Raw genomic sequence first — 12,162 nt, 5'->3', positions numbered from 1 at the left:
TGAATAAAATTAAATATATAATAATAATAAATTTAATTCATATGTCGTATTCGAATCTTTTTTACCTCGATACCGCTTCAAGTCAAGGAGGGTATACGACTTAGAAATTGAAATATATTAAAAAAAATGGGAGGATGATTTCCATGGATATAACCCTCGACAAGCAGATTCACCCTCTATACCCCTTTTTCAAAAGAGTATTTGACATTTTCTTTAGCCTGACCTTTATTCTTGTCTTCTCCCCTATCTACCTCTTTTTAGCCCTCTTAATTAAGCTCAATTCCAAGGGACCTGTATTCTATGTTGGAAAACGCCTAGGGAAAGAAGGAAAGTATATTGAAATTTTTAAATTCCGAACAATGTACATCGATGCCGAAGATCGTCTTGAGGAAGTGCTCAAAAATAACCCTCAAATGAAGGAAGAGTGGGAAGTTTTCCAAAAACTTCAAAAAGATCCTCGCTGCACAGTTATAGGAAAATTTTTAAGACGAACCTCCCTTGATGAATTCCCTCAGTTCTTTAATGTTCTGATTGGGGATTTGAGCGTTGTGGGCCCTCGCCCCCATTACATCGAAGAGCTTGAGAAAAAGGAAAAGAGCCCTCTCAAAAAATATGCTTACCTAGTCCTTGCCGTTAAGCCGGGAATTACAGGACTTTGGCAAATTTCAGGCAGGAGCCATCTCTCTTATGAAGATCGGGTTGAGCTCGACAGTCTATACTATAAAAAACAGTCCTTTTTTTATGATATGAAGGTGGTACTTAAAACCATTCCTCTCGTTCTCATTTCGAGGGGAGCTGTTTGATGAAACATGTCCTTGTTACAGGAGGAGCAGGATACATTGGAAGTCATATCTGCAAGTCCTTGTTTCAAAAAGGATACAACCCCGTAACAATCGACAACCTTTCTCTAGGGCACAAGCAGGCTGTCAAGTGGGGGCCCCTTATCCAAGGAAACTGCGGGGACAAAGCACTACTCCTCAAACTTTTTGATGATTATCCAATCCTTGGAGTTATTCATCTCGCAGCACTTTCGAATATTCGAGAATCCCATCGTATTCCTCTTCAATACTATCAGAACAACGTAGGTGCAACCCTTAATCTCCTGGAAGTTTTAAAAGAGCGGAGAATTTCGTACTTTGTCTTTTCAAGCACCTGCTCCATCTATGGAATGCCAAAGAAAGTTCCCATAGATGAAACGCACCCAAAATGTTCCATCAATACCTATGGAGAATCCAAGTGGATGGTTGAAAGAGTCCTTCAAACAGTAAGCAAGTCCCACGGATTAAAAACGGCAACGCTTCGCTATTTTAATGCCGCGGGGGCCGACCCTGATGGAGAGATTGGAGAGTCTCACCATCCCGAAACTCACCTCATACCTCTTCTCATCCAAACTGCAATGAGCAAGCGCCCCCACTTCACCCTCTTTGGAGAAGACCATGAAACCGAAGACGGGACCCCGGTTCGAGATTTTATCCACGTAACTGACCTAGCAAACGCCCACGTGCAAGCGCTTGAATACATGATCACACAGGAGCAAAATCTCACCTTAAACTTGGGGACAGGAAAAGGGTATTCCGTTAGGGAGGTCATCGACACCATTGAAAAAGGATGGGATCTGAAAATTCCGATTGTATCGGGGGAGAGGTTTCCCGGAGACCCTCCGATTCTTATCGCCAATGCCGAAAAGGCTCAGGATATTCTTGGTTGGTTTCCTCAGTATTCTGATATACAGACAATCATTGAAACCGCTTGGGATTGGGAGAGCGCGACCGCAATAGTATGAACCTATCCCAAAAGTCTATCACCTTTTATTTCTTTCTTTTCTGCAGCTTTTTGGAGATCTATTTTTCACCTTTGTCGTGTAGACAAAGTGTTCAAATAGATCTCCAAAGATCTACTAGAAAATTTTGGAAAATTAAATGCAATTTACTTTCGGGATAGGTTCATGAAAAAACAACGCATTTGGCCCTATTTCCTGATTGCTTCTTGCTTCGCTCTTTTTGCACCTCTTCCATTGCTGCCTTTTACTCCCTTCTACGCAATTCTTTACCGTCGCACGAGCTTAATCATGGCGCTTTGGATTTCAGCAGGATGTGGATTTATCCTAGATCTCCTTTCAGTGAGTCCCTTCGGCACTCAAACCCTTATCGCTACAACCACGACTTTTTTTCTCTACCGCTACCGAATCTACTTTGTTGATAAACCAGTGGGTCTTCTTTCTTATACCTTAATTATTTCTGTTTTTTTAATCTTTTTAAACCGTATCTCTTATTTCCTCTATGACCCCACTTTCCCCTTCACTTTAAAGGGGTTTGCCACTGACTTTCTTCTCCTGCCCCTTGCTGATGCCCTTTATGCCCTCCTCTTTTTTTCTTACCCATTGATTATCTACCGCTTCCTAAAAAAGCAGTGGTTTCGCTTCCATTTTTTGAAAAAAGAATCTAGAAAGAAGGAAGAGGAGAGTATCCATGGCACCTAACGATCTCGATTTGCCTAACCTTCTCCGTTCAAGACTAACTTTAGTAGCAATCCTTGCAGCTCAAAGGGCTGGGGAAGTTCTAAAGAAGGGGTTTGGAACCCCCATGAAGTTTGAAACAAAAGAAGGGCGGCATAACCTTGTTACTGAATGGGATAAAAAATCCGAAGAAGTGATCATTGAATCAATTAAGGCTCATTTCCCTGATCATGCGTTTCTAGCAGAAGAAAGTGGCATATCAGGTGATGAAAAAGGGGGAATCCAGTGGATCATTGATCCAATCGATGGAACGGTGAATTTTGCTCATAAAATCCCCATGTTTTCGATTAGTATTGCTGCTTGCTGCCAAAGTGAAGTTCTTTCAGGAGTCGTCTATAACCCAATGGTAGATGAACTTTTTATCGCCGAAAAGGGAAATGGAGCTTATCTCAACGGGGAAAAGCTCAAAGTCACGGAGACAGCTGTACTCGATAGCGCTATCGCAGCAACCGGCTTTCCCTATAATGTGCACGAAAACCCACTTTGTTGCTTGGACCATTTTAACTCATTTGCTAGAATGGGTATCCCACTTCGGCGCATTGGGTCTGCAGCAATCGATTTAGCATATGTTGCAGCGGGACGCTACGACACTTTTTGGGAAGTCTCTTTGAACCCATGGGACTATGCCGCAGGAAAACTCCTCATCGAGGAAGCGGGTGGTTTGGTTACTAACTTTGAAGGAAAACCCTATGGCTCTTTTACAGAGGGGCCCATTGTCGCCTCAAATGGGATGCTCCACGATCAAGTGGTAAAACGAATTAGTACCAATCTTGAGAAAGAAAGCGGTGAATAAAGCTCGGTTTTTTCAATTGAAACACGTTTTTCTCTGAAAACCTCTGAGCCCATTCTGCTCTTTCTCCTAGGAATAGACACGTGCGACTTTGGAGAAAAAGGATGCAGCTGATTGATGGCAAAGCCATAGCAAAAAAGATCCGGGAAGAACTCAAAACAGACATCAACAAGATTTCTGGGAGAAAACCTGGACTCGCCTTTATTTTAATTGGTGAAGACCCTGCCTCAAAAGCCTATGTCGAAATGAAGGAAAAAGGATGTCTTGAAGTAGGAATCTACTCAGAAACCCTTAGACTCCCTGCGGAGATCACGCAAGAAGACTTACTTAAAAAGATCAACCGTCTCAACAACGACCCCAATATCGATGGAATCCTCATCCAACAACCTTTTCCGAGACAAATCTCAACCACTAAGATTGTTGAAACGATTAACCCCAGTAAAGATGTCGATGGATTTCATCCGACCAATCTAGGCCGACTCCTTCTAGGCACCGCTGGAGGTTTTGCTGCCTGCACTCCTCTTGGAATTATGAAAATGATTGAGCAAAGTGGGATCTCAACCGATGGAATGGAAGCTGTTGTGATAGGCCGGAGCAACATCGTTGGAAAACCTCTTGCAGCCCTCTTAGTTCAAAAAGGGGCAAATGCCACTGTTACGATTGCTCACAGTCGCACCAAAAACCTCAAAGAGGTTTGCAGACGAGCAGACCTTCTCATTGTAGCCATAGGCCGTCCCCACTTCGTTACAGCAGACATGGTGAAACCGGAAGCCGTTGTGATTGATGTCGGCATTAACCAAACAGACCAAGGGCTCTTAGGAGATGTCGATTTCGAAAATGTCAAAAACGTTGCAGCAGCCATTACCCCTGTTCCAGGTGGTGTGGGCCCCATGACCATTGCAACACTTCTTACCAATACCTACGAGAGTTACAAAAACGCATGTGCAAACCTATAGTTTTCTTTCTTCTTCTTTGCTGCTTTAGCTGCTCAAAACCCCCGACCCATTTTAAAGGAATAGCGCATACCCACCCTTACCACATTCAACTTGAATGCTCCCTTTCTTCTGGAGAAAAAAAAGAAGTTGAGAAGCTTCTTTCAGACACCTTTAAAGAAATCGATCGGTTATATAATCACTGGAACCCCCAGTCTCTGCTCTCTACAGACCCTGCCTCTCCAAAACTCCTTCCGATTCTTGTTCTTGCCCATCACTACAAAAAGATAACCCAAGGGCGATTTGATCCTGGTCTTGGAGTGCAGCTTAAACTGTTTAAAACCGCCGCAAAACTTCCTGAAGGTTTCTATCCAAAAGTCTATGATCTTGATGGAATGCTCAAAGGATTTACCATTGATAAAATCATTGAGAGGTTGACCGAAAAAGGCTATAAACATATGTACGTAGAGTGGGGAGGGGATATCCGAGTCAAAGGACAGCACCCTAATGGAAGTAATTGGAAAATATTGATCGATAAAGAAATCATAGAACTTGAAGAAGGAGCACTTGCAACTAGTGGGTGCGAAGAGCAACTGTGGGACATAGAAGATACCACTTATACCCATATCATTAATCCTTTGACAGGAGCCATGCTAAAAGTTGAAAATGGCATGGTCCATAAAGTGACCGTCCGAGCTCCCACTTGTGCTTTGGCTGATGCCCTAGCAACAGCCACCATGGCCTGCGAAGTTTTCGAAGATGCATCTATATTTGCTGATGAAATAAAAGAAGAATATGACGTTGATTTTTGGATAGAAACGTGGGATATCAAACAATAATTTTTGACCTTGGAAATGTTCTTGTTTCCTTTAGCCACGAAAAGATGTTTTCCCAAGTGGCAACGCTTACAGGTCTCTCCGCAAGCCAAATTCAAGACCTACTGATCGATCGCCGAATTGGCCATCAATATGAACGAGGCCTCTTAACGAGTGAAGAGATTTATTCTATTATCCAAGAAAAAGCACCTAAAGCCTTTCAGCTTTCCGATCTACTCCACGCCGCTTCTTCAATCTTCACCCCACGCGTAGAGATGGAAACACTCACCCATACCTTAAAGAAAAAAGGATATCAGCTCCTTCTCCTTTCCAATACTATTCAACCTCACTTCTTCTATATTCAATCCAATTACCCCTTTCTCTCTCACTTTGATCACATTATTCTATCCTACGAAGTGGGATCCATTAAGCCAGAGAAAGCCATCTTTGAGCACGCGCTCAAAAAGGCAACAGCACGCCCTTCTAGCTGCTTCTTTATCGATGACCTCCTCGAAAATGTCCACGCCGCCGAACGACTCGGCATCCACGGCCATCACTTTACCTCCCCAGCGCACCTCATGGAAGATCTCATCCAATCAGGTGTCCTCTGACACAAAATAACTGTGAGGGGGTTGACTCTCTAATAAAAATCCTCTATTGGTAACATTAGGTTATATCCCGGAGGTTATGATGAAAAAAATTACGCTTCTATTCCTAGGAACTCTTATAATTGCTGGTGGTCTTCTTGTTTCTTGTGAGAAAAAAGAAGCTCAGCCAGGACGTGGAAAGAGCGCGCCATGCCACATGGACCAGCCAAAAAGGTCACCGCCACCGCCGCACCAGCCCTGTAAGCCTTGCAGTCCCTGCAAGCGTTACTAAAGTTATAAGGAGAGCAATAGCTCTCCTTTTTCATCTAACAACGTGCGAATCAGGGACTTTTCATGAAAAAGTTTTGACATTGACTAAGATTTAACAGAAGATAACACTTCTGATTAACTTAGAGGTGTTTATGTCAAAGAAACAAGTGGCCAAGTTCTATTCTGAAGTAGATCAACTCCTAGATCAGCAAGCCTTCATTGAGTCCATAGAAATAGAATTCAAAGATATCCAAGACCCACGTGCTAAAGATAACTTGTCGTATCCGTTGGTTGCCCTACTAGTCATTATCTTAGCAGCGGTCATAGCTGGGGCTAATGCTATCATCCATATTCATGAGTATGCATGTACAAAAATCAGCTTATTCCAACGGCTTCTTGGAATCAAAAAACCTCCCAGCTATACAGTGTTTTGGTGGCTTCTCGTTATGCTAAACCCCCAAAAATTACAAGAGACTTTCATTCGATGGATGAAAGCTCTTCCTGTTGAAGTGAAAAAGCAAATTATCGCAATCGATGGTAAAAGGCTCAATGGGGCATCCAAGCAAACAGTTCATCTTGTCTCGGCTTGGGAAACAGGTCGAAGTTTGTTGCTAGGCCAAGTCAAAACAGAGGAAAAATCAAATGAAATTACTGCCATTCCAGAATTGATAAAAGCCATAGATATCAAAGGATCAATTATCACTATTGACGCTGCAGGCTGTCAGAAAAAAATTGTGGAAGACATTCGCAGGGCAGGAGGCGATTACGTGATAGCTCTAAAAGGCAACCAAGGAACTTTACATGATGAAGCCCAAAACTTCTTCGATCAGGCAAGGGAGGTTGAATATGAAGGGGCAGAGTGTGCTAGGGCCAAGAAAATTGAAAAAGCTCATGGAAGAATCGAGGAGCGAGAAGTTGCTGTAGCCAGTAACCTAGAATGGTTAGACTGTCGAGAAGAGTGGCAAGACTTAAAGACTCTTATCGAAGTAACTTCAAGACGAGAAGTTAGGGGGAAAGTTAGCGTAGAAAAACGTCACTACATCTCAAGCCTTTCTTTAATTCCTCAGGAGGCGATAAAGCTAGTGCGAGGGCACTGGGGAATAGAGAACCATCTTCATTGGATGATGGACGTAGTTTTCAAAGAAGATGCCTGTTGTATAAGCACGGGTAATGCCCCTGAGAATTTTGCGGTTTTTCGGCGAATGGCGCAGTCGATACTTCAGGTAGATGCAAAGGGAACAAAAGGGATAGCAAAGAGACGGCGGCTAGCTGGGTGGAACGATAGCTATCTTATTAAACTACTTGGAATATTAATCAACGACATCTCTGTAAAGTCTTTTTTATGAAAAGTCCCTGCGTGCGAATGACTTCAATTTGCTTTTTAAGCGAAATTGGCATCTCTGAAGTTATATCAAGCTCATGATCCTCAAGGACTTTTTTAATAGGAATGCCATTTGCATATCTCTCAAGAGCCGTCTCTCTTTCTTCAATTAGGCGATCAATTTGGGGGCGAAAGAGAATCAACATAGCATTCAGCCACCGATTCACAACATAAGAGGGATGAGCGTGATTCACCCGAAAACGGTCAACCATCTTTTTTACATCTCTTGAAGTATACCAGTCCTCTCCAGTAACCCACCGATTGGTGGTAAAAAGAGCTAAAGGATACCCTTCATCATCCATTGAAATCGCAATAAGATGAGCATAAGTATCGATATCATTTAATGTATCGTTTCTTGCATCATAGAATATGGGGAAGGTGTCTTTTTCCATCCCGCCCTGCCGAAGGAAAAGGTGAAAGTGACCATGCTCCCCCTTGCGGTGAGCATGGTAATAATACTGAGAATAGGTCTCCCGATCAAACGTATCCTGCATTGGGCAATGATCTAACTCCCAAAGCACCCCCTGCCTCTTTAATACTTGATCAACAACATGAGACTCCGTTTTAGAAAGCATCTCATTCCACTCGAGAATTTCTTCGCCAGCATGAAGCATTTTTTCTAGATCTTTTCTTGAATATTCGTTTAACTCGTTTTTTAATATTGAAGTATCAATGACAACATTTTGATGAGGAAAAGAGGTTCCTCCAGACGTAATTCCTTGATATCCAAAAAGACAAACAAAGAGAACGGTTAATCCGATTAAATTGATGGTGAGGGTCGTGCGAAGTCTTTTCATAAAGGTATCGTTTGCTCTTATCGCCAGTTTTATATATGATCATAGGAAGTATAATGGAAAAGTTAAATAAAAAATTTTGTGGATCAAAAGGAGTTCTGACTCAAGGCACGATTCACGTCCATCACAAAGGCTTTGCTTTTGTCTCTCCAGACGATTGTGATAAGTTTCCTGAAGATATCTTTATCCCCAAGCACCTGAAGGGAAATGCCGTCGATGGCGACCGGGTTGAAATCGTGATTTCTCCTGATAGAAAGCCAGATAAAGGACCCGAGGGATTAGTCTCTTCAATTATTGAAAGGTCAAAAGAAGAACTCGTTGGAGTTGTCTGGATCATTAAATCAAAAGGAGATTATCTTCTTTATATCCAATCTCTAGGCCAGTCAAAAACAGCTCTTGTCAAAAAGAGTAACAAAACTCAGTACAATATTGGGGACCGCCTTCTTGTAAAAGTTATCGATTGGGGGGATGAAAAAGAGCCCGCAATCTGCAGTGTAATCGACAAGCTAGGAACGATTGAACAGGCTCATACCGATATCCCCGCGGCAATCAAAGACTTTGGGATACGCCAAGAGTTTCCGAAGAGAGTCTCCAGTCAGGTAAGCGCTCTATCAAGCAACGTAGAGAAAAAGGATCTAGAGGGTAGAACCGACCTGACTCACCTTGAAACCTTTACAATCGACCCCGATACCGCTCGAGATTTCGATGATGCCCTATCCCTTAGCGAAGATAAAAATGGGCATTTCCATCTCGCGGTACACATCGCTGATGTCTCTCACTATGTTAAAGAGGACTCTCCTCTTGATATTGAGGCAAAAATGCGTTCTAACTCCACTTACTTTCCAGGCGCGTGTGTTCCTATGCTTCCTGAAGAACTATCGAACCACCTTTGTAGTTTAAAAGAAAAGGTTATCCGCCTTACAATCACCGTTCTTATGGAACTTGATTCTATGGGAACTGTTCTTGGGTACACAATTGTCCGTGGATTTATCAACAGCCAAAAACGATTTACCTACAAAGGGGCAAAAGAAATCCTTGATGGAAGCGCAAAAAGCCCCCACTATGACGCCCTTAAGAGAATGGAAAAGCTTTGCCTTCTTCTAAAGGAGAAACGATTTAAGAGAGGGTCTGTCGACCTGGCGCTTCCCGATGTCGTTATTAAAATCGACAAAGAAGGGAATCCCACCGGCTATGAGATTGTCGAGTATGATATTACCCATCAACTTGTGGAAGAGTTCATGCTGAAAGCCAATGAAATCGTTGCAGAAGAATTCATGAAACGAGGAAAGCAAGCGATCTTTCGAATCCATGAACCTCCAGGTGATGACAACCTTGCCGATTTCTTTGCATTAGCACGGAGCTTAGGTTTTCCCCTTCCAAATAAAGTTGAGATTGAAGATATCCAAAAGCTCTTCGAACTGGCTAAAAGTAGCCCTCATGCCGAACAACTCTCAATCGCCTATATCCGTAGCATGAAACTCGCCGTTTATTCAAAAGAAAATGTTGGGCATTACGGCCTGTCTCTCGAAAACTACTGTCATTTTACTAGTCCTATCCGCCGCTACAGCGATCTAATCGTCCACCGGCGCCTCTTTGAAAAAAATGAAAAAGATCTCTCCCTCATTGCCAAAGATTGTTCTGAGAAAGAGAGAGTCTCTTTTAAGGCAGAAATGAGCGTTCTTACAATGAAAAAACTTCGCCTTCTCCGCTCCTATCAAGCAGAGGATCCCAGCAGAATTTACACTGCGACGGTCAGCAAAATAAAACAGTTTGGAATTTCCTTTGAAGTCCCCCCCATCCAATATGAAGGGTTTATCCACATCTCTGACCTAAAGGATGATTATTACGAATATAACAGCAATACAGGAAGCTTAACCGGTCAAAGTGGCGGAAAGTGTTATAAAGTTGGCGAGCCGATCGAAGTCCTTCTAGAAGAGATTGATTTAATCGTTATGGAGACTAAGTGGGCCCTAAACTGTATCCCAAAGAAATCCAAGAAGCGCTTTCCTAGGCAAAAAAAGAAGTTTTCCAAAAAACGGAAGAAGCGCTAAATCAGCTTCTGTTGCACAATAAATCCAGTAAGCATAAAATCTATTGAAAAGGTTCTTGTATCATGAAAAAATATTTTATCACTGGGCTTGTTATTTTACTGCCCCTTGCCGTCACGATCGCAATTGTTGTGTTTATCGTGAACTTTCTAACCAAGCCCTTTATTGGAATTGTTTCAGGCTTCCTCAAGGATTTCAATCTTATTAACAAAGGTTTTTTGTTTCTTACCCCCGATCAAGTTGTCCTTTATGGAAGCAAACTCCTGATCTTGACTTGCCTTTTTGTCTTTACCCTCTTTCTTGGGATGATTGCACGGTGGTTCTTTTTCAAAGCCCTACTGACGGTAAGTGATAAAATCCTCCATCGCATTCCATTGATTAATAAGGTGTATAAGACCACCCAGGAAATTATCAAGACCATCTTCGTCACTGACAAAAGCTCTTTCAAACAAGTTGTTATGGTTCCCTTTCCTAAGGGAGGATCCTATGTAATGGGACTTATCTCAAGAGAGGCTCCAGAAACATGCTCTGAAAAAGCAGATTCTGAGCTCTTTTCTGTGCTTGTTCCCACTACACCAAACCCTACCACAGGATTTCTTTTGATGTATAAAAAAGAAGAGATCGTCTTTCTCGATCTAAAACCCGAGCAAGCGATTAAATACATCGTTTCCTGTGGCGTGATTACTCCCGAACACCCCGCAAGCCTCTCAAATCCCGAATGAAAAAAACTTTTTTAGCAGGCCTCGCTACGCTTCTCCCGATTGCGGTCACTATCTTTCTCGTTGTTTTTGTCGTTGATCTTTTAACAGCCCCCTTTGCAGGGACTGTGGAAGGTATCATTACGAAGCACGGAACAACCGAACTTGCCGAAAAGCATAAGTACCTCCTTATTATTATTAGTCGAATCGTTGTTCTTATCATATTTTTCTTTGTTATTTTAATATTGGGTTTCTTCGGCCGAAAGCTCGCTTTCTCCTGTTTCATCAACTTCGCGCACAGAGTCTTCTATAAAATCCCAATCATCAAAACCATCTACCGTATCTCTAGAGAGATTAGTGCTAGCGTCTTTTCCAATGACAAAAAAAAGCTATTTAAAGGAACTGTAGCCGTCCCCTTCCCTCACGAAAAATGTCGAGCCTTGGGCCTACTTTCAGGAGAACCGCCCCATCAGATTCAAGAAAAGCAAAAAGGCCTCCAGTCTGTTTTTATTCCTACTGCTCCCCACCCAGTCTCCGGATTTCTTGTCATGTACAACCAAAATGAAATTCAAAATACAAGTATTGAGACTGAAGATCTCTTCAAGTTTCTCCTTTCCTGCGGTCTTTACCACCCTGGAGAAGAAAAAAAATGAGTCGTGATGTAAGGGTCACCCTCTTCCAGGTACACGATGACACTCAGAAGCGACAAAAGATTGTTCAGATAGCGGAAGAATATTTTGAAAAAAAAGAGCCTCTTCTGATCCGGCTTCCCCATTTAAGAGCACTCGAGTATGTTGACCTCCTTCTTTGGCGCTCCCCACAAGATAGCTTTTTGCCCCACGTTATCAAGGATCAGCCCTGCAATGACTATTTGGTACTTACCTCAACAAAGGAAAATCCTAATGGAGCGCGGAGTATTTTAAACCTCTGCCCAGAGCCCGTGGACAATGAAAAACTTTCCTTTATCAAAATTTACGAACTGGAAGATCTCTCTTCAACACAGCGACATCATGCGGCTCAAGAAAGTTATAAGGCCTACAAAGGGGCTGGGTTTACCATTATCACGATTTAAAGTTAAAGCACTATACTTGTAATTTATCGCTTGAAAATATCTCTTTCTTAGAGTATGATCCTGAGTTTACATTGGAGACTACCTATGACTAGAATAAGTAAAAAAGATCGCTTAAAGCGATGCCCTCGCAAGCCTCGCTACGGGTCGGTTAAAACAGGCCCTAAAAAGGACAACCTCCCAAAAGGGTTTAAAGAGCACGCAAACGTTTTCACGGGAGAGGCTTCTCAAACCGTGTTTATCCCAAAGGTTAAATAAGGAAT

At 42.5% G+C, this 12,162-nt stretch carries 15 protein-coding genes; 14 read left to right on the top strand and 1 reads right to left on the bottom strand.

The window, feature by feature from the left end; all coding sequences use genetic code 11:
* Positions 1-143 precede the first annotated feature (143 nt).
* The 9 genes from R2I63_RS09390 to R2I63_RS09350 all read left to right on the top strand — a co-directional run bounded on the left by R2I63_RS09390 (position 144) and on the right by R2I63_RS09350 (position 7,255).
* Positions 144-803 carry a sugar transferase gene (locus R2I63_RS09390; RefSeq protein ID WP_316357162.1) on the top strand — a complete coding sequence of 220 codons (660 nt, stop codon included), beginning with the start codon at positions 144-146 and terminating at the stop codon, positions 801-803.
* On the top strand, positions 803-1,783 hold the full coding sequence (gene galE, locus R2I63_RS09385; RefSeq protein WP_316357160.1) for a UDP-glucose 4-epimerase GalE: 981 nt from the start codon (positions 803-805) through the stop codon (positions 1,781-1,783). Before R2I63_RS09390 ends, galE begins: the two co-directional genes overlap by 1 nt.
* Before the next feature lie 162 nt (positions 1,784-1,945).
* The gene (locus R2I63_RS09380; RefSeq protein ID WP_316357158.1) at positions 1,946-2,479 is read left to right on the top strand and encodes a hypothetical protein; all 534 of its coding nucleotides are present in this window, start codon (positions 1,946-1,948) and stop codon (positions 2,477-2,479) included.
* Entirely contained in the window at positions 2,469-3,308 is an 840-nt protein-coding gene (locus R2I63_RS09375; protein WP_316357157.1) for an inositol monophosphatase family protein, read from the top strand. Before R2I63_RS09380 ends, R2I63_RS09375 begins: the two co-directional genes overlap by 11 nt.
* A gap of 101 nt (positions 3,309-3,409) precedes the next feature.
* Positions 3,410-4,261, top strand: coding sequence for a bifunctional methylenetetrahydrofolate dehydrogenase/methenyltetrahydrofolate cyclohydrolase FolD (folD, locus tag R2I63_RS09370; protein WP_316357155.1), 852 nt, complete (start codon positions 3,410-3,412; stop codon positions 4,259-4,261).
* A complete protein-coding gene (locus R2I63_RS09365) occupies positions 4,246-5,076 on the top strand; it encodes an FAD:protein FMN transferase (RefSeq protein WP_316357153.1) in 831 nt (276 codons plus the stop codon). Before folD ends, R2I63_RS09365 begins: the two co-directional genes overlap by 16 nt.
* The gene (locus tag R2I63_RS09360) at positions 5,058-5,663 is read left to right on the top strand and encodes an HAD family hydrolase (protein WP_316357151.1); all 606 of its coding nucleotides are present in this window, start codon (positions 5,058-5,060) and stop codon (positions 5,661-5,663) included. Before R2I63_RS09365 ends, R2I63_RS09360 begins: the two co-directional genes overlap by 19 nt.
* A 76-nt stretch (positions 5,664-5,739) precedes the next feature.
* Positions 5,740-5,931, top strand: coding sequence for a hypothetical protein (locus R2I63_RS09355; protein WP_316357149.1), 192 nt, complete (start codon positions 5,740-5,742; stop codon positions 5,929-5,931).
* Between the two features lie 130 nt (positions 5,932-6,061).
* Positions 6,062-7,255 carry an ISAs1 family transposase gene (locus R2I63_RS09350; RefSeq protein ID WP_316357147.1) on the top strand — a complete coding sequence of 398 codons (1,194 nt, stop codon included), beginning with the start codon at positions 6,062-6,064 and terminating at the stop codon, positions 7,253-7,255.
* Here the strand turns inward: R2I63_RS09350 and R2I63_RS09345 are convergent.
* Positions 7,224-8,087, bottom strand: coding sequence for a DUF6969 family protein (locus R2I63_RS09345; RefSeq protein ID WP_316357145.1), 864 nt, complete (start codon positions 8,085-8,087; stop codon positions 7,224-7,226). The genes R2I63_RS09350 and R2I63_RS09345 overlap by 32 nt on opposite strands.
* 53 nt (positions 8,088-8,140) lie before the next feature.
* On the opposite strand from R2I63_RS09345, the gene R2I63_RS09340 reads away from it, so the two are divergent.
* The 5 genes from R2I63_RS09340 (at position 8,141) to R2I63_RS09320 (ending at position 12,157) form a co-directional block, all read left to right on the top strand.
* The gene (locus tag R2I63_RS09340) at positions 8,141-10,135 is read left to right on the top strand and encodes a ribonuclease R family protein (RefSeq protein ID WP_316357144.1); all 1,995 of its coding nucleotides are present in this window, start codon (positions 8,141-8,143) and stop codon (positions 10,133-10,135) included.
* A gap of 62 nt (positions 10,136-10,197) precedes the next feature.
* Positions 10,198-10,854 (top strand): DUF502 domain-containing protein, encoded by a 657-nt coding sequence (locus R2I63_RS09335; protein ID WP_316357141.1) that lies wholly within the window; start codon positions 10,198-10,200, stop codon positions 10,852-10,854.
* Entirely contained in the window at positions 10,851-11,483 is a 633-nt protein-coding gene (locus R2I63_RS09330; RefSeq protein WP_316357139.1) for a DUF502 domain-containing protein, read from the top strand. Before R2I63_RS09335 ends, R2I63_RS09330 begins: the two co-directional genes overlap by 4 nt.
* Complete coding sequence (locus R2I63_RS09325) at positions 11,480-11,902, top strand: DNA polymerase III subunit chi (RefSeq protein ID WP_316357138.1); 423 nt, start codon at positions 11,480-11,482, stop codon at positions 11,900-11,902. The genes R2I63_RS09330 and R2I63_RS09325 overlap by 4 nt, the downstream gene beginning before the upstream one ends.
* Before the next feature lie 84 nt (positions 11,903-11,986).
* Complete coding sequence (locus tag R2I63_RS09320) at positions 11,987-12,157, top strand: hypothetical protein (RefSeq protein WP_316357136.1); 171 nt, start codon at positions 11,987-11,989, stop codon at positions 12,155-12,157.
* The last annotated feature ends 5 nt before the right edge of the window (positions 12,158-12,162 follow it).

The sequence above is a fragment of the Candidatus Neptunochlamydia sp. REUL1 genome (assembly GCF_963457595.1).
Lineage (GTDB): Bacteria > Chlamydiota > Chlamydiia > Chlamydiales > Simkaniaceae > Neptunichlamydia.
This window is presented reverse-complemented; position numbering and strand designations above follow the sequence as displayed.

Bases quoted from the DNA above. Each gene is read 5' to 3' on its own strand.
- R2I63_RS09390 (WP_316357162.1), top strand. From the start codon at position 144: ATGGATATAACCCTCGACAAGCAGATTCACCCTCTATACCCCTTTTTC.
- R2I63_RS09380 (WP_316357158.1), top strand. From the start codon at position 1,946: ATGAAAAAACAACGCATTTGGCCCTATTTCCTGATTGCTTCTTGCTTC.
- R2I63_RS09355 (WP_316357149.1), top strand. From the start codon at position 5,740: ATGATGAAAAAAATTACGCTTCTATTCCTAGGAACTCTTATAATTGCT.
- R2I63_RS09330 (WP_316357139.1), top strand. From the start codon at position 10,851: ATGAAAAAAACTTTTTTAGCAGGCCTCGCTACGCTTCTCCCGATTGCG.
- R2I63_RS09365 (WP_316357153.1), top strand. From the start codon at position 4,246: ATGTGCAAACCTATAGTTTTCTTTCTTCTTCTTTGCTGCTTTAGCTGC.
- R2I63_RS09375 (WP_316357157.1), top strand. From the start codon at position 2,469: ATGGCACCTAACGATCTCGATTTGCCTAACCTTCTCCGTTCAAGACTA.
- R2I63_RS09320 (WP_316357136.1), top strand. From the start codon at position 11,987: ATGACTAGAATAAGTAAAAAAGATCGCTTAAAGCGATGCCCTCGCAAG.
- folD (WP_316357155.1), top strand. From the start codon at position 3,410: ATGCAGCTGATTGATGGCAAAGCCATAGCAAAAAAGATCCGGGAAGAA.
- galE (WP_316357160.1), top strand. From the start codon at position 803: ATGAAACATGTCCTTGTTACAGGAGGAGCAGGATACATTGGAAGTCAT.
- R2I63_RS09340 (WP_316357144.1), top strand. From the start codon at position 8,141: ATGGAAAAGTTAAATAAAAAATTTTGTGGATCAAAAGGAGTTCTGACT.
- R2I63_RS09335 (WP_316357141.1), top strand. From the start codon at position 10,198: ATGAAAAAATATTTTATCACTGGGCTTGTTATTTTACTGCCCCTTGCC.
- R2I63_RS09350 (WP_316357147.1), top strand. From the start codon at position 6,062: ATGTCAAAGAAACAAGTGGCCAAGTTCTATTCTGAAGTAGATCAACTC.
- R2I63_RS09345 (WP_316357145.1), bottom strand. From the start codon at position 8,087: ATGAAAAGACTTCGCACGACCCTCACCATCAATTTAATCGGATTAACC.
- R2I63_RS09325 (WP_316357138.1), top strand. From the start codon at position 11,480: ATGAGTCGTGATGTAAGGGTCACCCTCTTCCAGGTACACGATGACACT.